The sequence below is a fragment of the Alkalihalobacillus sp. CinArs1 genome, from assembly GCF_947387515.1.
GTDB lineage: Bacteria > Bacillota > Bacilli > Bacillales > Guptibacillaceae > Guptibacillus.
Genome location: NZ_CANDOB010000002.1, coordinates 902,902 through 922,156 on the forward strand (window position 1 = coordinate 902,902; position 19,255 = coordinate 922,156).

The window sequence follows — 19,255 nt, forward strand, 5'->3', positions numbered from 1 at the left end:
GCAGAGGAGTGAACACGATGAAGTTGCTTCATACGGCAGATTGGCATTTAGGAAAAACGCTTGAAGGACGAAGCAGATTACCTGAACAAAAAGCATTTCTTGATGAGCTCATCACCATCGCTGATGACGAAGAGGTGGATGCGATCTTGATGGCAGGAGACGTCTTCGATACGGTCAATCCTCCAGCAGCTGCAGAAACGTTATTTTACGATGCGGCTGTTAAGCTCACGCAAAACGGCGAACGTCCGCTGATCATTATTTCAGGTAATCATGATAGTCCAGATCGTCTAGCGGCATCTCGCCCACTTGCTGATCGAAATGGGATCACGATCATCGGTTTTCCAACAGCAGAACGCCTTCAATTAACAGTTCGTAATGGACAAACGCTTTCGATCGCTGCTCTTCCGTACCCTTCAGAATCACGATTAAACGAATGCTTAACAGAAAGCCAGGAAGAAGGCGTCCTTCAGCTCGCTTACGACGATCGGGTGGAGAAGTTGTTTAATGACCTTTCCTCAGATGTTCCTGACGATGCAGTTCATATTGCGATGAGTCATATCTATGTTGCAGGAAGTAGAGAAACGGATTCAGAAAGGCCAATTCAAGTAGGAGGGGCTTACACCGTCTCTGCGAACTCGTTACCGAAGGAGGCGCAGTACGTTGCACTTGGACATCTCCACCGTCCTCAAACCATTACAAGAGGTTCTGCTCTTGCTCGTTACGCTGGTTCACCTCTTGCTTACAGCTTTTCTGAAGCAAGTCATGCGAAGTCGGTTACGTTAGTCGAGGTGGAGCCTGGTGGGCTCGCACATATTGAGGAAGTTCCTCTTAATGCAGGGAAACCTCTTGTGAAATGGGTTGCAGATCAAGGCATCGAGCAGGTCTATACCTGGCTTGAAGAAGGAAAAGATCAGGATGCCTGGGTCGATCTTGAAGTGCATTTAAACGATACGCTTTCGATCGAGGAAATCCATAGGCTTCGGAGCAAGCATGACGGGTTCATTCATATTCGTCCCGTTTTTAATAAAAGTGAAAAGAAGGATACCGCGGCAAAATCAAGTCTTCCGATCGATGAACTGTTCAAACGGTTTTATGAACAGCAAACGGATGGAGGCGAGCCGGATGATGAGCTCGTTCGCTTGTTTTTAGAGCTTTCTCACGGTGATGAAGATGAGTAGGAAAGGAGGAAACCACTTGTGAAACCATTACGATTATCTGTATCAGGTCTTCATAGTTTTAGAGAACCACAGGTTGTAGATTTTGAAGCGCTCTGTCAAGGAGGCGTTTTTGGTATTTTTGGCCCGACTGGAAGTGGAAAATCTTCCTTGCTCGATGCGATGACGCTCGCATTGTACGGGAAGGTCGAACGTGCGACGAACAATACGCAGGGAATCATGAATCATGCAGAAGATACGTTGTCCGTGTCATTTACCTTTGAACTCAGTGAAGGGGTTCATTACCGTGTCGAGCGGAGCTACAAGCGTTCTGGAGACATATCCGTACGCTCAACGACCTCTCGTCTAGTAGAAATCACTGATGAAGAAAGCGTTTTGGCAGATAAAGATCGCGATGTATCTCAAAGAATTCAAGAAATTCTTGGATTGACGATCGATGATTTTACTCGTGCCGTCGTTTTACCACAGGGGAAATTTGCCGAGTTTCTTTCGTTAAAAGGTACTGAAAGACGTCAGATGCTTCAGAGGCTGTTTCAGTTAGAGAAATATGGCGATCAGTTCAACCGCAGACTGAAGGCCCGAGTCGATAAAGAAAAAAGCGTGTTGAATGAGCTTACAGCAGAGCAAACGGGTCTAGGAGATGCTTCTAAGGAGCACCTGAAGGAAGCGAAGGAATCGTTAAAAAGCGCTGAGCTAGCAGCTGAAAAAGCGAATGAAGAGCTTGAGGCATCGAAGAAACGAAGAAACGATGCAGAGAGAATCTGGTCACTTCAGAAAGAGCATACGGAATTATCGAATAAGAAATCGAAACTTCTATTGAAAAGTGAAGAAATGGATCATCTTAAGAAGAAGATCAAGCGGTCGTTTGCGGCTTCAGCACTCAAGCCATATCTGGATACGCTAGAATCGACCGAAAAGGAAGAAAAAGAAGCGCGTCTCCGTTATGAGCGTACGAAAGCAATTTTAACTGAAGCGAAAACGTACTATGAAGATGCGAAGAAAAAGCATGATGATAGTAGAGCGAAACAACAGAGTGAAGAACCACAATTGATCAAAAGGTTGAATGACCTCGAACGTGGAATAAAGCTTGAGAAAGAAGTAGATGAGCTTAAAACGATACGAGAAAGAAATCTTGTAAAATGGAACAAGATCAAAGAAGACGATGACGAAACGAACAAAGCCATGACACAGGCTGAGCACGATTTAAACGTTGCGAGAAACTTACAAGAGGATTTAAATCGCAAGCTCGACGGTCTTCAGGTTCCGAATGACGAACGAAAGCGTCTTTCGACAGCGCAGCAATTAAAGCATGAGTACGAAGGTGCTAAGAAGCAGATCGATGAAGTGATAGAGGAAGAACGGAAAATCAACGAAGAAAAAAACTCTTTAGAAGCTTCGCAGTCAGATTTGAATATGAAGCTCACAAAAGCGAAAGAAAGCTATCGTACCTTTTTCAAAAGAGTGTTGAGAAGCTATGAAGGTGTATCAGCATGCAAAACAGCGGTAGACCAACGTATAGCAAGATTAAGTAAAGAGATTCATGACGCTTATCAAAAGCTTGAGAACAGTCGGACTCATGCGATCGCGATCAAGCTTGCTTCAGAACTGCAGGATGGAGACGCGTGCCCTGTTTGTGGAGCAACCGAGCATGTTGATCTTGCAGATGGAGAAGACGAGACACTTGAATGGCAACATAAAATCGAGCAAACGGAGCAGCAGAGAGAGGCTTTTAAAGATAGCCTTTTACATGGAAAGCAGTTGCAATACAAGCTCGAACAGCTCTCTGATCAAATGCTCGACCTTGATGAGGGTGTGAAAGATATCACTTCCGATCAGCCTGTCGAGTTGTCGGACGATCTCCTCACCGAAATGAAATCATTCACTCAAGATGTACGTGAGCTTGAAGAGTACATCAGAAAACTAGGGAAAGAACTTCAGGAGTACAACACGGCTGTATCAAAAAATACCTACAGACTCGATCAGGTCAATCATAACCTGTCCGCCATCTTAGAAAAGAAGCATACGCTTTCTGTCAGAGCGGATGAAATAAAGGAACGTATGATGGAAGAACTTTCCTTTACGATTGATGAAGTTGAAGAGACAGTAACAAAGCTTCAGGAGATGGATGGCGAAGCCGAAGTCATTCGAGAACGCCTTTCAAAAAGCATTCCATACATCGAGAAGAAAGAAGAACGTTTTGCTAGTTTACAAGAAAACGTTCAAGCTCTCTCTGTTCAAAAAGCGGAAATCAAGAGTATACTTCAGCAAAATAAAGAACAGTTAGAACGACTTGAACGAGACCTTCAAGAACTAGTAGGTGAAGGATCAGCGCATGAATCTTATATTCAAGTTGAACAGAGATTAACGGATCTACGTGCTGCAGAAAAGGCGGCTCAAGAAGAATTAACGAAAAAGAGTGAACACTACCAAAGCGCAGAAAGACAGGCTGCATCTGATGACCACTATGTTAAGGACGTACGTGAACGTTTGGAAAAAGCGAGATCTGCTTACGAGGAAGAACAAGAGGAATCGATCTTCCAAGATCGCGAGAGTGTGAGAGAAGCAGACGTTTCGAAACACTCTCGAGAAAAGTGGGAAGAAGAGGTGGAATCGCACGATAGAGAATGGAATCGCGTGATCCATGGAATTGAAGAACTCGAAGCAAGACTCGGTGGAGAGAAGATTACAGAAGAAGAATGGAAAGAAGCGGAGGATGTTCTGAAGCAAAAGCAGAAAGCGAGGGACGATGCCCACTCGCATGTTGCGGCAAGTCGTCATCATCTAGACGATGTTACGAAACGCCATGAACGCTTTATGGAGTTAGAAAGCGATCGAAAGAAAACGAGTGATGAGCTTGAGAAGCTAGGCAAACTTCAAGCTGTATTCCGAGGCAATAGCTTTGTAGAGTTTATCGCATCAGAACAGCTCGAGCAGGTAAGCCTCGACGCTTCACAGAAACTAGGAGATCTAACGGGTCAACGGTATGCGCTTGAAGTTGATTCTTCTGGTGGATTCCTGATCAGAGATGATGCGAACGGAGGAGTGAAGAGACCTGTTTCAACGCTATCAGGTGGAGAAACATTTTTAACTTCACTTTCATTAGCCCTCGCATTATCGGGACAAATTCAGTTGAGAGGCGCACATCCGCTACAGTTCTTCTTTCTGGATGAAGGGTTCGGTACGCTTGATGAAGGCTTACTAGATACGGTGATCACATCGCTTGAGAAGCTGCAAACAGAAAGCCTTTCAGTTGGCGTGATCAGTCATGTACCTGAATTACGAGCGAGACTTCCTAGGAAGCTGATCGTCACCCCGTCTGAGCCTTCAGGTAAAGGAAGTAGAATCGAACTAGAAACTTTATAAGGTTAAGCGAGCTGCTGAGAGTATTCTCGGCGGCTTGTTGTTTAGACAGAGACAATAAATGTAAAGAATTGAAGAAAGAGACTGTCAAATTAACGCATTTTATGTAAAAATATGATTAGTAGTTGAGGTAATTAATGTAGGAGGAACATGGATGTTGCACTCTATGAAATTAGGAAAAGGAATTGTGAGGCCTTTTACTCACTTTCGAACATTACGTTCGGCTTACCGTATAAAAGGCTCGTGGTGGCGTCTTTTTTTACTTGCGTTACTTGCATTTCTCGTAACGGCAGCGACAACATTTTTGAATATCAAATACGCTGGTGAGCTGCCAGAGTATGCGGGGCTAGCCTCAAGTGAGAAGCTGCTATTCGTATTGAGTGAAGTGATCTCAGACGGCATTTTAGCAATACTTGTCTTTTTATCTATCATTCTTGTAGGCGCTCTCTTGTTTTGGCCGTTCTTTCAGGATGTGGGGTATAAAAGATTAGCGTTTATACATAGTTATGGCGTGTTTATTTTGTTGATTGGGATGATCTTGCAGCTGCCATTTATTATGTTTCTCCATGAACCTTCATATATCTCACCTTTTAGTATCGGTGTTTATATCGATCTTTTCGTGGATGATTCATTCTGGCTTTATTTTAGCTATAGTCTATCGTTGTTTTTTGTATGGCTCATCATCGTACAGTATGCTGCCATATACCAATCGACCTCTCGAAGAAGAGGATACATTGTTACCTGGATCATCATTCTAGACATCGTGCTTGCTTTCGCGATGGCATATATACGAACGGCATTTTAAATGAGAGGTGGATTTCGTCTTGAACCGTAAGTCGGTCTTAGTCAGTATAAGTGTCGGTCTGCTTCTTGTGATCTTCGTAACTGTAAACACTTTTGTTATCCATCGTGTTCTTGCAGGTGAGAAGAAGCTCGAAACGGTATCGGTCAAAAAAGAAACGTTTGAAGATTTACATAGCTATGAAGGTCTCCTTGTTCCCCAAGATGAAGAAGTAGTCTACTATGAAAAGTCGAAGGGCGATATCTCAGCATTTTTGGTGAGTGAAGGAGAAGAAGTTTCAGTAGGAACCGCACTGTTTGAATATGAAGCAGAGAACGATGTGAATGTATCAGATCTAAAAGCAGAAGAAAACAAAGTAGAAACAGAGATCGATGTGTTGGATGATCAACTTGATGACCTTTCTTCACAGGCTTCAACCATACAACTTAATTCTGAGTTGAATGAGGAAGAAAGGATTCAACTCCTACTCGGGATCGATGAACAAATACGAGAGACCGAGTATAAAAAGCGTTTAGCAGAGTTAGAAGGGAAAGAGCTCGATCGTAAAATCCAGGAAGCCGAGAGCAGTGACGTTGAACGAGAAGTAGAGTCATCTCTTAAAGGGATTGTTGCTGAGTTAAACCGAACACCTGAAAATGGAGAAGCTGTAGCGAAAGTATTGTCGAACGAGCTTGCTGTTCAAGGGTCTGTTTCTGAACTCGACCTTCCCTTACTATCTGTCGATCAAGAAGTGACGATCAAAGCGCCTGCGTATCCTGGCCAATCACTAACTGGGCGTATCACACTGATTGAAAACCGTCCGTACACCATCGAAGAGGGAACTAGCTATTTTAACTTTACTGTCTTGATGGAAGGAACAAACGAAATGAAAGAAGGCACGCACGTAATGATAGAAGTGCCGCTTCATCAAAACGTAGATGCCCCGGTCGTTCCTGAGGAGAGCATCATCATGAAAGATGATAAATCGTATGTAGTTGTCGTAGAAAAGGATAAGCTCGAGCTAAGAACGATTGAAACTGGAAGAAGTAAAGAAAACGCAGTTGAAGTGATATCTGGTCTTAATGTTGAAGAGAACGTGTTAAAACGACCAAGAGAAGAGTTTACTGAGCTGCTATCTGAGAATAAAGAAAACGATCCTGAAACAAAAGGATAGAGAGAAGACCTGCAACCTGCAGGTCTTTTTTAAACATATCGTGAAGGGAGAATGAAAATTTGAAATACGTATCATTTCTTTATGAGAAAGAACAGCGGTTTGGAGTTTGGTTAGAAGAAGAGGAAAAGGTTATCGATTGCTTCAAGTATTTCAAAGATAAAGGAAAACAAATTTCAACCTTAGTCGATTTGATCAAGAACGATATGCATGATGAGATGATAAACCTTCTTGAAAAAAATGATCAGTATAGCATCTCAATAAACGAGATTACGCTATTGGCTCCAATCCCGAAGGTGAATAAGAATGTCTTATGTGTTGGCAAAAACTACAGAGATCATGCGATCGAGATGGGAAGTGAAAAGGATATTCCATCTGACCCTATGATTTTTACAAAAGCACCGACAACCATCTCGAATCCGAATGAGGTGTTGTCTTTCTCACAAGACGTTTCGGAGCAGCTAGATTATGAAGGTGAGCTAGCGATTGTTATTGGAAAGGATGGGAAGAGGATTTCTCGTGAAGATGCGATGGAGCATGTCTTCGGATATACCATCGTGAATGACATCACGGCTCGTGATCTTCAGAAAAAACATGGACAGTTCTTTATCGGTAAAAGTCTTGATCAGTCATGTCCGATGGGACCAGCCATTCTTCACCGAAGTGCGATCGAAGACCCTCATCAGCTGAATATCGTTACAGCGATTAATAATGAGGTGAGGCAAAACGGAAATACAAGCGATCTTATCTTTGATATTCCAGAGCTCATATCGGTACTTTCAAAAGGAATGACGCTCGAAGCAGGTGACATTATCGCAACGGGGACGCCTTCGGGGGTTGGAAAAGGGTTCAAACCTCCTAAGTTCTTAAGAGATGGGGATAAGATTACGATTTCTATTGAAGGAATTGGTTCCCTTCAAAATGAAATAAGTATAGGGTGAGCGTTTAACAGCTCGTTAAAAAAGGAAATGTATGGCGAGATTCCAGTTTATCAGGAGGGTTAGCAAATGGAGAAGTTGCATTACATTAACGGAGAATGGACAGGTCACGATTTAGAAAAGATCGAAGTAAGAAACCCAGCAACAAATGAAGTGGTTGGATCAGTTCCACTCGGTGGGAAGTCTGAAACGAAAAAAGCAATCGAAGCTGCACATGATGCATTTCCTGCATGGTCTAATCTTACTGCATACGAACGAGCTTCATACTTAAAGAAACTTCACGCTCTCATGATGGAGCATGAAGAAGAGTTAGCAGAGCTAATGACGAAGGAGATGGGGAAACCTCTTCATGAATCGAAGGGGGAAGTCGCTTATTCGGCTTCATTCGTTGAATGGTTTGCTGAAGAAGGGAAGCGCGTATATGGGCGCACGATCCCTCCACATAAAGAAGGTAGAATGATGGAAGTTCGAAAGCAGCCTGTCGGTGTTGTCGGTGCGATTACACCATGGAATTTTCCAGCTGCAATGATTGCGAGGAAGCTTGCACCCGCGCTTGCTGCAGGCTGTACGTTCGTGGTCAAGCCACCTTCTGCAACGCCCCTAACTGCAGTTCGACTCGTTGAACTATGTGAAGAGGCAGGGATTCCGAAAGGCGTTGTGAACCTTGTTTCAGGGAAATCTTCAGAGGTTGCTGGAGAACTGATGAGTAATCCTCACGTGAGAAAGATGACGTTCACAGGTTCAACTGAAGTCGGGAAGAAGCTGATGGAGCAAGCTTCTGAAACGGTTAAAAACATTTCGCTCGAGCTTGGTGGCCATGCGCCGATCATCGTACTCGATGATGCCGATATCGAAAAAGCTGTTGACGGTGTCATCGCTTCAAAATTTAGAAACGGTGGGCAAACGTGTATTTGTGGTAACAGGGTTTATGTACAAGAAAAGATTCACGACGAGTTCGTAGAACGGTTCGTAGAGAAAACGAAAGCGTTAAAAGTCGGTAATGGTCTTGAATCTGGAACTGATATCGGACCGATGATCGATAAAGATGGATATGACAAAGTTGATAAACATGTGAAGAACGCTACGAGCCAGGGAGCAACAGTTGCACTTGGAGGCGAAGGATACGAAGAGAACGGATGCTACTTCTATCGACCTACGATCTTGAAGGACGTTACACCTGGTATGCTGATCATGAACGAAGAAACGTTTGGTCCAGTGGCGCCGATTCAAAAAGTGTCTACTGATGAAGAAGCGATCAAGTATGCAAATCAAACACCTTTTGGACTTGCAGCGTACGTATTCAGTGAAAGTGTGCGAAGAGGCAATGCTGTCGTTAACGGTCTCGATTATGGAATCGTTGGATGGAATGACGGCGTTCCTTCTGCTGCGCAAGCACCGTTCGGTGGAATGAAACAAAGTGGACTTGGACGTGAAGGTGGACATGAGGGAATCGAAGCGTATCTAGAAACAAAATATGTTTCGATCGGATTATAACATTGAAAAAAGCCCCGCTGGCTAAGCGGGGCTTTAATTTTATGCTGAAAGTACCTCTTTAATTTGATCGATCGCCCAGTTTAGGTCTTCTTCACTGATGATAAGAGGAGGTGCGAAACGGATTACCGTCTCATGCGTCTCTTTACAGAGAAGGCCTCTTTCTTTCAACTTTTCACAGTAAGGGCGTGCAGCTTCATGAAGTTCAACGCCTATGAATAGGCCACGGCCGCGAACTTCTTTGATCACCGGATTGTTGATTTCTTTTAGTTTCTGCTGAAAATAGTTTCCGAGCTCAAGAGAGCGATCGGCAAGCTTTTCATTTTCAAGCACTTCGATCGAAGCGATTGAAACAGCACAAGCTAGCGGATTACCTCCAAACGTAGAGCCGTGAGAGCCCGGAGTGAATACACCGAGGACGTTACTGTTTGCTGCAACACAAGAAATAGGGAAGACCCCGCCTCCAAGTGCTTTACCAAGGATGTACATATCAGGCTCTACGTCATCCCAGTCACAAGCGAACTTTTTCCCTGAGCGGCAAAGGCCCGCTTGGATCTCATCAGCAACGAAGAGAACGTCATGTTTTTTACAATATTCATAAGCTTCTTTTAGGAACCCTTCTGGAGGGATGTTGATCCCTGCTTCACCTTGAATCGGTTCAAACAAGAAACCAGCCGTATTCGGTGTGATCGCTTTCTTCAATGCTTCGATGTCTCCGTATGGAACGAGTTTGATACCAGGAAGCATCGGTCCATATCCGCGCTGATATTCTTCTTCAGAAGATAGAGAAACAGCTGTCATCGTACGACCGTGGAAGTTTCCTTCGCAAGCGATAATTTCTGCTTTGTCCTTTTCTACACCTTTTACTTCGTAAGCCCAGCGGCGCATCGCTTTCACAGCTGTTTCTACAGCTTCAGCACCTGTATTCATCGGCAACACCATGTCCTTGTTCGTAAATTCTGAAATCTTACGATAAAATGGTCCGAGCTGGTCATTGTGAAATGCTCTAGAAGTTAATGTGACGCGATCGGCTTGGTCTTTAAGAGCCTGGATGATCTTAGGGTGTCTATGCCCCTGGTTCACTGCTGAATACGCACTGAGCATATCCATGTAGCGATTCCCTTCTGGATCCTTAACCCAAACTCCCTCTGCTTCTGCGATGACGATTGGTAATGGATGATAGTTATTAGCTCCGTATTGCTCTGTCATTTGAATAATGTCTTGTGTTTGTACCATGATACTCCGTCACTCCCGTCTATTTATTCATGTCACACTCCATTATTATAACAATGAAATCGCATCCTTCATATCGTTTGAGTCAAAATAATCTGATAGTTTCCAAGAGAATCCATCTTCATGATAAGATAGAAGCGTTGTAATCATTCTGAGGAGGAACATCACTATGCTTCATGCTCATTATACTGCATTCGGATTAACGCTATTGGTCTTTATCATTAGCTACTTTCTTATGAGAAAAGGGAAGGCGAAAGGGCAAAAGATCACTCATATGGTGCTCCGAACGTTGTACGTCTTAACATTGATCTCCGGAATTATACTAGTTTCTGGATATAATTTTTGGGGACCTTCCATCGTAAAAGCAGTCCTAGCGATCTGGTTGCTTTCATCTATGGAAATGATACTCGTAAGAGGAAAGAAGGGGAAATCGATCTGGCCGTTTTGGCTGCAATTTCTATTTGCATTCTTTCTTGTCTTTTTTTATGGGTATTCTGTACTACATCTATATCAGCTGTAGACAAAAACCGCCAATACGGCGGTTTTTTTATTAAACAAATGGTTTTTTCTTCCGATATAAGGAATAGGGTAATAGACATATTTTTGCTTTAAAGGTATTCGGGCCCCTATACTTTTTGTTATTATGGACGTAACTAAACGTCATTATATTACATAGAGACGGAAATCGAACGTATACTATCATTTAACATGCAGGAGATGAACGAATTGGATGGAGGAACAAAGGCATTATCTCACTTGATAAAGGCATCAACAGAAGAGTTGGAATCGTTGGCAGCGAGTTTGCAGCAGTCTGAGCAACGTTATAACTCCTTATTTGAACAAAATCCGAACCTCGTTTATTCTGTTGATGTTTTCGGTAAGATTACCAGCGTGAACCCTGCTCTTAAACCATTGTTAGGCTATAGGCCCGATGAGGTGATGAGCAAATACTCTCTAGATTTCGTAAGTCAAAATGATTATTCAAAAACAAGAGAAAAGTTTGAACTCGCTTTGAACGGAAATGCTCAGTCATATGATGTGCATTTAATCCACAAGTCTGGCGAAAGCGTTCTTTTTACCATAACGAATATTCCTATTATCGAGAATGGGGAAGTCGTTGGCGCATATGGAATCGGTAAAAATATCATGAGGCAGCTTAGAGCAGAAGAAAAAATAGCACACCTTGCTTATTATGATGTCCTTACCGAACTACCTAATCGTCTCTTATTTGAGAATCTATTACAAGAATCTCTTAAAGCACCTGATGAGATGGTAGCTGTTATGTTTGTAGATTTAGATCGTTTCAAGCTTATCAATGATAGTCTTGGTCACCACCAAGGAGACCACATATTAAAACTCGTTACAGCGAAGTTGAAAGAAGCCGTTCAAGATGATGCCGTGTTAGCACGGTTCGGTGGCGATGAATTCACGTTGATTCTTTCAGGTATAAAAGCCGAGAATGAAGCCTTGTGTTTAGCAAAGAAAATCATCGATGAACTTAAAGAGCCGATCGTGTTTAACGATGTGGAATACTTCATGACGGTAGGAATCGGAATAAGTATGTTCCCTCATGATGGTGTCGATATGGATGAATTGATGCGAAATGCTTATATCGCATTAGACCGAGCGAAAAAGCAGGGCGCAAATCATATTGAATTTTACACAGATGAGATGAATGACCAGGCGTTTGAGAGGCTGGAGCTAGAAAGCTATTTACGCAGAGCCATCGAGAAGGAAGAACTCACGCTATTCTATCAGCCTCAAGTGAATTTAGATGAACAGAAGATTTATGCCTGTGAAGCCTTGATCAGGTGGAATCATCCAAAGTTGGGCTTAGTATCACCTGCACAGTTCATCCCGCTTGCTGAAGATACGGGTCTTATTGAAGAGATCGGTATCTGGGTATTAAATGAAGCTTGTATGCAAACGAAAATGTGGCAGGATCTCGGATATGAGCACCTTTCGATCTCTGTGAACGTCTCGGGTAGGCAATTCCAGAGCGAACATTTTGTGGAATCTGTTCGTGACGCGCTTAACAAGTCTCAGCTATCGCCTCATTCACTACATTTAGAAGTAACGGAAAGCACAACGCTCGTGAACACAGACTATAGTATTTCGATGCTAAAGCAGTTGAGGAAGATGGGGATCAAAGTCTCGATCGATGACTTTGGCACTGGCTACTCTTCACTTAGTTATCTAAAGGACTTTCCGCTCGATATTTTAAAGATCGATCAATCGTTTATTCGCAATTTGAAGGAAAATAGTGCGGACGCAGCGATTGTAAAAGCGGTGATCACAATGTGTGAAGGGCTGAATTTATCGATCGTCGCGGAAGGGATCGAAACAGAGGAACAGGGCGAAATCGTCAAACGATTTGGATGTAATTTCGCGCAAGGGTTCTTTTATAGTAAACCTTTAAACAAAGAACACTTTGAGAAATTACTTACGTCTCGTAAATTCCCGCTCGCAACGTAACGGAATCTAACCACCTATTGAATCGAATTGGTTCAATAGGTGGTTTTTTATGTTAACGCACACAAGAGCCTCAAGCTGTTTATTCCCCTCAATTGAAGGGAAGAGAAGGGTATTAACGAGGTGATAGAGATGCGATACGATGTCTTGATTATTGGAGGAGGAATCGCAGGCCTGACCCTTGCTGTGAAACTTGGTCAGAGCAATGTGAAGACCCTGCTCGTAGAAAAAGATAAGAAAAGCGGCTTGATTTATAAAGGAGAACTTTTACAGCCGAAGAGTCTTGATATCTTAGATCGAATCGGCCTGCTTGAGAAGGTGAAAGCAAACGGAGTTGTTCTTCCATCCATTCAATTTCATGAATTTGAACGACTCGATGATTCCTCTCTTAAGAAGTTAAGTGAAAATGAATTTCGCTATGACGTGATCGATTCACCTTATAACACTTCCTTGATGATCCCGCATGAAAAGTTAAAAGAGCTTTTGTTTGAAGAGGCATCGAAGTACGACTCGGTCGAGCACATTCAACCAGCTAAGTTTACAGGATTTACAGATGAGGATCCTGAAAAGAAAAAAGCGCTGATCGAGACGAAAGAGGGCAGTCTTGAAGTTCAAGCGAAATTTTATATCGGTGCTGAAGGAAGAGCATCACCAACCAGAAGTGCCATGAACGTAGAGATGAAGAAAACAACCTACAACCATCAATTTCTAACGGTATCGTTTCCTCGTCCAGATAGCCTTGATCAATCGACGATCATTACGACACAGAATCGTTTCCTAGGGCTATTTCCTTTACCGAATAACGAGGTCCGCAGCGTATTATTGATAAAGCCTGGGGAGTTTAAGACGATGCGTAAAGAAGGGCTCGATTCGTTTTATCGTGCATATTGTGAACTCATCCCTGAATTAGATGGGTATGTGCAACAGATCGATTCTTGGAAAAAGATACAGCTCATGATCCCAGTAAGACACAATGTCTCGCAGTATGTGAAAGAGAATATTATTTTGACTGGAGACGCCGCGCATAGTGTTCATCCTATGGCTGGTGAAGGAATGAACCTTGCTATTCAAGACTCTGATGTTCTTGGGGAGCTCCTTTGCTGGATGTTTAAGACGAACCAAACGGATTGGAATCACCTTGAATGGTACGAAAAAGTAAGAAAGCCAAGAGCGGAATTTGTTTCTCGTCTCAGCCATCAGGCGGCATTACTATATTCATTTCCGTACCGCACATGGCAAAGGCTTAGAATAAAAGGCGTGCAGCAAACGGAACATTCGTCCGTTCTACACTACAAGCAGATGCTCAATACTTCTGGCTTAGGAATTTGGAAGTTTACTATTTGGGATCGGATGAAGCAAGCTGGTCTCCTTCCGGCTAGGAGCAATACGAAGAAAATTTCAGCCAAGGAACATAGCGTGATTTTTAACAAAAAAGATGATTATCCATGGAACGTTGGTTAATGAATAAGGAGGAGATAGGATGAATGAAATTAAAAAGATCTGGCGTGCAAGAAAATGGATGAAAAGCAACGAGCCTTTCCTTTACGCCTGGCATGCGCACGTAGGCTATGTGCATGATCTTTTCGATGAATTCGAACATGGCGCTACAGTCAGAGACGTAGCGAAGAACCGTGGTATGAACGAGCTGCTTCTAACGAGATGGGCAGAAGTAGGAGTTGCGATCGGACACTTGAAGAAAGAGAAAGATGGCACGATTCGCTCAAAGAAAAACATGGTTGAATCCATGTCGAAAAGCAGTGACCAGGATGTTGGCGTATTGTTAAAAGAGATGATGGAGTTACATATTCCGATTCTCCTCTCTTACTCTGATCTATTGATAGGAGATGACTATGCTTCATACAAAGACGATGATTACGCAGGCACAGTAGCGGCTACTTCAAGCTTTATCGAACGTTTCGCATTTCCGAAGGTTTATCAATGGCTACAAAAGGTAGATGCAAAGTCTGTCGTTGATTTCGGAGCTGGGTATGCAGGCTACCTTTCTAGAATCGGTGCTAAAGAAGAAAATATGAGACTCGTAGGAATCGAGAAGAATCGGCAAGTGTGTTTAGATGCTGAATCACATATTCCGTACCGATTAAAATCATCGATCGATCTTTATCCTGAAGATATGATGAGTTGGAAATGGGATGGCGAACGTTTTGACGTTGCGATGATGAATAATCTTCTATACTACTTTGCACCAGATGAAAGGTCTCATCTCTTTCAAAAAGCAAGTGAGGTCACGAATGATCACGGATCGCTTATCATTATTTCACCTCTTCATGAATCAGATCACGGGCATGCATTCTCAGCAGCATTCAATAGTTTTATGAGTGCTCATAGTAACTTACACCAGCTCCCAACTAGCACCGAAATGATCGAGATGGCAGCGCGTGCTGGTTTTGGACTGAAGCACATGAAACCGATCGTGAAAGAAGGGGCTTGGTACTGTTTAACGTTCCAAAAAGCGTCATAAGGGAACCCTGTAGAGGGTTTCTTTTTTTATGATTTTCAATCACAAAACCTGGGCTCCTGCATACGTTAAAGAGAGTATGGATTGGAGGGGAAGCCTTTGTGTGGAATAACCGGGTGGGTAGATTGGAAGCAGGACCTGACACATAAAGAAAGCGTACTTCAACAGATGGCTAGCACCCTGTCAAAGCGTGGACCAGACGATACGAACTGTTTCGTGAATAGACACTGTGGTTTCGGTCACACGCGTCTTATCGTTGTAGACCCGTCCGGCGGAAGCCAGCCGATGTCACGGGAACATCTTAATCAGAAATATACGATTTGTTATAATGGAGAGCTTTATAACACAGAAGATTTACGCAGTGTATTGCTTACAAAAGGCTATACGTTTCGCTCTCATTCTGATACAGAAGTGCTATTAACATCCTATATCGAATGGGGTGAAGACTGTGTCGATCATTTGAACGGAATCTTCGCATTCGCCATTTGGGATGAACTTAGAAAACAACTGTTCCTTGCAAGAGACCGTCTTGGGGTAAAACCTCTTTTCTATCGATCTAGCGGACCATCCTTACAGTTTGGTTCAGAGCTTAAAGCGATTCTTGCGCACCCAGATGTGAAAACAGAAATCGATCGAGAAGGGTTACAAGAAATATTTGGACTCGGACCATCGCGCACCCCTGGCCACGGCGTCTTTCGTGGAATCAATGAGCTTCGACCTGGATTTGCCATGGTCTTTAATCAAAGCGGGTTGAAAACATGGCGCTATTGGGACGTTAAGAGTGCGGAACACACAGATGACCTTGATACAACCGTCGAAACGGTTGGGAATCTCTTGAAGGACTCCATAAAACGCCAGCTTGTCGCGGATGTTCCCGTGTGTACATTCTTATCAGGTGGAGTTGACTCGAGTGCGATAACGTCTGTCGCGCAATCGGCGTTTAAAGATGACGGAAAAGGCATCCTTCGTTCATTTTCTGTCGATTATGTAGATAACGATAAATACTTTAAAAGCAGTGAGTTTCAGCCGAATTCAGACGCGCCTTGGATTCGGAAAGTTTCATCGGAGCTTGGTACGGACCATAGTAACTGCGTCATCGATACCGATCAGCTCGTGCACCATTTAAAAGAAGCGGTCATCTGCCGTGACCTGCCTGGTATGGCTGATGTTGATTCATCGTTATTATGGTTTTCAAAACAAATCAAACAGCAAGCAACGGTTGCGCTATCCGGTGAGTGTGCAGATGAAATCTTTGGCGGGTATCCATGGTTTCATAAGCCAAAGCTACTCGACCAAGAACAGTTTCCTTGGATGCGTTCTACTCTTGAACGTCAGGCAATGTTAAAAGAAGATATTAGAAACAAGTTAAAGCTCGAAAGCTATGTTACTGAACGGTACAGAGATACGGTCAAAGAAACGCCAACGCTCGATGGTGAAAGTGAACTTGAGGCGAAACGAAGAGCACTCTTCTATTTGAATTTGAATTGGTTCATGACCACTCTCCTCGAAAGAAAAGACAGAATGAGTATGGGCGCAAGTCTTGAAGTGCGTGTACCTTTTTCTGATCACAGAATCATCGAGTATGTGTGGAACGTTCCCTGGGAAATGAAGATGCTCGATGGAAGAGAGAAAGGTCTTCTTAGAAAAGCGATGACAGGAGCATTGTCACATGACGTCCTTTATCGTAAAAAAAGTCCCTACCCAAAAACGTATAACCCTGCTTACACGAAAGCGGTGAAGACGTGGCTAACAGAGACGCTTGCAGATAAACAGGCGCCAATCCTCGATCTGATCGACCGAAAAGTCGTTCAGGATATCTTAGATACGGATGGAAAAGCTTTCAAAGTTCCATGGTTTGGCCAGCTTATGGCAGGGCCGCAGCTCATCGCCCATCTTGCACAGATTAATTTTTGGTTAGAGCATAATAAGATTAATCTTGTCGATTGATCGCTCAGAATAACATCATTGAAACCACACCTTTGAGAACAGGTGTGGTTTCTTCATGATTCTTACTACCAACAAAATTCTGATATGCGAAGAATCGAAAAATGATAAAGTAATAAAAGAAAGTGTTCTATAGATGCGTCGAGCAGCGAAAAAACGGAAGAGGTGCAGCTGATGATCCTAGTGAGTTCTTGTTTAGCTGGGTTAGAAGTAAGATATGATGGAAACCATAGTTTACATTCAAAAGTCAGGAGATTAGTAGAACATAAGAAAGCCGTTACAGTATGTCCTGAATTACTAGGCGGGTTCGGAACGCCAAGAGAGCCCGCTGAAATCATAGGAGAGAGCGGAGAAGACGTTTTAGACGGTAATGCTAGAGTCGTTGATAAAACAGGAAAGGATGTGACCGCTTCATATATTGAAGGTGCGGAAAAGGCATTGGAAATAGCGAAGCGAGTAGGTGCCACTACCATAATTTTGAAAGAGAATAGTCCATCCTGTGGAAGTTCAATGATTTATAATGGGGAATTTAACGGCAAAAAGGTTGTAGGGGACGGCGTTACGTCTGCGCTATTAAAACGAAACGGTTTTACAGTCATTTCAGAGAAACAATTTGTAGAAGGTAATGGATCTCCTTCAGTAGAATCGTAATCCATTGCTAAGAGACTGAAGGGGGGACTCTTATGAAACACATCCTTATCAACTATATGAAAAGATACTCTGATTGTACTGAAGAAGAATTGAACAAAATTGCATCCAATGTGCCTATTGAAGAGTTTTCAAAAGGGACCGTTTTGCTACAGCAAGGAGAAATGCCTGAGAAATGTTACTTTATTTTAAAAGGCTGTATTCGTAAATATTCAGTTAGTGAATGTGGAAAAGAAACGACTTTCAAGCTTTACACAGAGGAGCAAAGCGTAACCATCTTTAATCAGCATGCAGCAGACAAGTCATCACGGTATCGTTTAGAATGTGTGGAGGATTGTGTCCTTGTTGTTGGAGACCTTTCAGAAGAGCGTGCTGCATATGAAGAGAATCCTGGTCTTGAAGCGATGATCCTAAATATGGTTCAAGGTGACTTAGGAGAAATGCATGATGAATTTGCTAGTTTTATGTCTTCTTCTCCTGCAGAGCGGTACAAAGCTCTCCTTGCGAAAAGGCCGGAGCTTTTAAAAAGAATTCCACAGCATCAGCTTGCTAGTTATTTAGGAATGACGCCTGAATCATTTAGCAGAATAAAAAAACGATTAGGGAGTTTGAAGGGATGAGCGGTTAACTTTTGGTTTGATTCCATTAATCAATAGCCACATACCGAACCCTAATTCACCGATTATCATCGGCAGACTAAGGAACATCTCGATCATACCTGTAATCTCTTCATATTGAGGAGTGAGGTTATACATCGAGTGAATCAGCATGTAGCTTCCTCCAGCGATAAGTAACAATAAACTGATCACCTTCGGAATAAATGCCGCCTTCATCGCAACAGTACCTACGGCCAATAAGTGAATACCAAATACGATTAATCCAATGGACCACGTTGTTTCAAAACTTTCAATCTGTCCCATGACTTGTGCTGCTAGATCTCGTGTTACAGTCGAATCGTTCTGTATGAGGGTGGTGACTCTACCTAACTGAAAAACTGCTACGGCAAGAATCGAGGTATATAAAAGCCGAATCCCCCCAGCGACTAGTGCAAATGAACGGTGGACGGGTTTTAAAACCATGTAAAATGCCCATGAAACGATGATGTCAGTGAGGATAATGATCCCCCATCCTACAAGTTCAAAATGAAATAACAAAAGAGAGCTTTGTAACTTATTCAAAGTAGCCATTGCATCATCATTCATTACCAAAGAAGTATGAGCAAATCCATATGAAAAGAAAGCGGCTAGCGTCATAACGATTAAGCTGACTCCAGCAATGATGGCTGGTCGCGGGTTCACTTCTTGAGTGTTTACACGTTTCATAATAACCCTCCTTACTTTACACCTATCATACCTGAGAGATTGTATTTCACACATTGACTTAAATCAATAAGTGAAAAATAGTGATTTACAATTGTTAAGAGATTTGGTAATATCTTCACAAATAAGCTGCGATGAAGAGAAGAGTAGATCATGCTATCTTTTTACAGAGAACTCCGGTTGCTGAAAAGGAGGAAGGATACGTGATCGAACCAAACCTCTGAGCTTTACATCGGATCCGACTGGT

Annotated in this window: 15 protein-coding genes and 1 other annotated feature (1 of these 16 cut by a window edge); of the genes, 13 read left to right on the top strand and 2 right to left on the bottom strand. The window is 42.9% G+C overall.

What is annotated here, in order from left to right:
- Nucleotides 1-17: 17 nt before the first annotated feature.
- The 6 genes from PFZ69_RS13345 (at nt 18) to PFZ69_RS13370 (ending at nt 8,919) form a co-directional block, all read left to right on the top strand.
- Nucleotides 18-1,178: an exonuclease SbcCD subunit D gene (locus PFZ69_RS13345; protein ID WP_270181570.1), complete on the top strand. Its 1,161-nt coding sequence runs from the start codon at nt 18-20 to the stop codon at nt 1,176-1,178.
- A gap of 18 nt (nt 1,179-1,196) precedes the next feature.
- On the top strand, nt 1,197-4,538 hold the full coding sequence (locus PFZ69_RS13350) for an AAA family ATPase (protein ID WP_270181571.1): 3,342 nt from the start codon (nt 1,197-1,199) through the stop codon (nt 4,536-4,538).
- Between the two features lie 151 nt (nt 4,539-4,689).
- Nucleotides 4,690-5,340, top strand: coding sequence for a hypothetical protein (locus PFZ69_RS13355; RefSeq protein ID WP_270181572.1), 651 nt, complete (start codon nt 4,690-4,692; stop codon nt 5,338-5,340).
- Nucleotides 5,341-5,359: 19 nt separating this feature from the next.
- Nucleotides 5,360-6,490: an efflux RND transporter periplasmic adaptor subunit gene (locus PFZ69_RS13360; protein ID WP_270181573.1), complete on the top strand. Its 1,131-nt coding sequence runs from the start codon at nt 5,360-5,362 to the stop codon at nt 6,488-6,490.
- 59 nt (nt 6,491-6,549) lie between these two features.
- Nucleotides 6,550-7,428 carry a fumarylacetoacetate hydrolase family protein gene (locus PFZ69_RS13365; RefSeq protein WP_270181574.1) on the top strand — a complete coding sequence of 293 codons (879 nt, stop codon included), beginning with the start codon at nt 6,550-6,552 and terminating at the stop codon, nt 7,426-7,428.
- A 66-nt stretch (nt 7,429-7,494) separates the two neighbouring features.
- The gene (locus PFZ69_RS13370) at nt 7,495-8,919 is read left to right on the top strand and encodes an NAD-dependent succinate-semialdehyde dehydrogenase (protein WP_270181575.1); all 1,425 of its coding nucleotides are present in this window, start codon (nt 7,495-7,497) and stop codon (nt 8,917-8,919) included.
- A gap of 39 nt (nt 8,920-8,958) precedes the next feature.
- On the opposite strand, the gene PFZ69_RS13375 is transcribed toward PFZ69_RS13370, so the two are convergent.
- Nucleotides 8,959-10,152, bottom strand: a complete 1,194-nt coding sequence (locus PFZ69_RS13375) for an ornithine--oxo-acid transaminase (RefSeq protein ID WP_270181576.1) — start codon at nt 10,150-10,152, stop codon at nt 8,959-8,961.
- A gap of 166 nt (nt 10,153-10,318) precedes the next feature.
- On the opposite strand from PFZ69_RS13375, the gene PFZ69_RS13380 reads away from it, so the two are divergent.
- From PFZ69_RS13380 to PFZ69_RS13410, 7 genes are all read left to right on the top strand, one after another.
- Nucleotides 10,319-10,669, top strand: a complete 351-nt coding sequence (locus PFZ69_RS13380) for a DUF1516 family protein (protein WP_270181577.1) — start codon at nt 10,319-10,321, stop codon at nt 10,667-10,669.
- Between the two features lie 206 nt (nt 10,670-10,875).
- Nucleotides 10,876-12,624, top strand: coding sequence for a sensor domain-containing protein (locus PFZ69_RS13385; RefSeq protein ID WP_270181578.1), 1,749 nt, complete (start codon nt 10,876-10,878; stop codon nt 12,622-12,624).
- Nucleotides 12,625-12,753: 129 nt separating this feature from the next.
- Entirely contained in the window at nt 12,754-14,082 is a 1,329-nt protein-coding gene (locus tag PFZ69_RS13390) for an FAD-dependent oxidoreductase (protein WP_270181579.1), read from the top strand.
- A gap of 19 nt (nt 14,083-14,101) precedes the next feature.
- Nucleotides 14,102-15,100 (top strand): class I SAM-dependent methyltransferase, encoded by a 999-nt coding sequence (locus PFZ69_RS13395; RefSeq protein WP_270181580.1) that lies wholly within the window; start codon nt 14,102-14,104, stop codon nt 15,098-15,100.
- A 96-nt stretch (nt 15,101-15,196) separates the two neighbouring features.
- Nucleotides 15,197-17,044, top strand: a complete 1,848-nt coding sequence (asnB, locus tag PFZ69_RS13400; protein ID WP_270181581.1) for an asparagine synthase (glutamine-hydrolyzing) — start codon at nt 15,197-15,199, stop codon at nt 17,042-17,044.
- A 171-nt stretch (nt 17,045-17,215) separates the two neighbouring features.
- Complete coding sequence (locus PFZ69_RS13405; RefSeq protein ID WP_270181582.1) at nt 17,216-17,692, top strand: DUF523 domain-containing protein; 477 nt, start codon at nt 17,216-17,218, stop codon at nt 17,690-17,692.
- 32 nt (nt 17,693-17,724) lie between these two features.
- Nucleotides 17,725-18,309: a Crp/Fnr family transcriptional regulator gene (locus PFZ69_RS13410; protein WP_270181583.1), complete on the top strand. Its 585-nt coding sequence runs from the start codon at nt 17,725-17,727 to the stop codon at nt 18,307-18,309.
- Here the strand turns inward: PFZ69_RS13410 and PFZ69_RS13415 are convergent.
- Complete coding sequence (locus tag PFZ69_RS13415; protein WP_270181584.1) at nt 18,289-19,011, bottom strand: DUF4386 domain-containing protein; 723 nt, start codon at nt 19,009-19,011, stop codon at nt 18,289-18,291. The two genes, PFZ69_RS13410 and PFZ69_RS13415, sit on opposite strands and share 21 nt — an antisense overlap.
- A gap of 122 nt (nt 19,012-19,133) precedes the next feature.
- Nucleotides 19,134-19,255: a binding site (T-box leader), on the top strand (it continues 128 nt past the right edge of the window).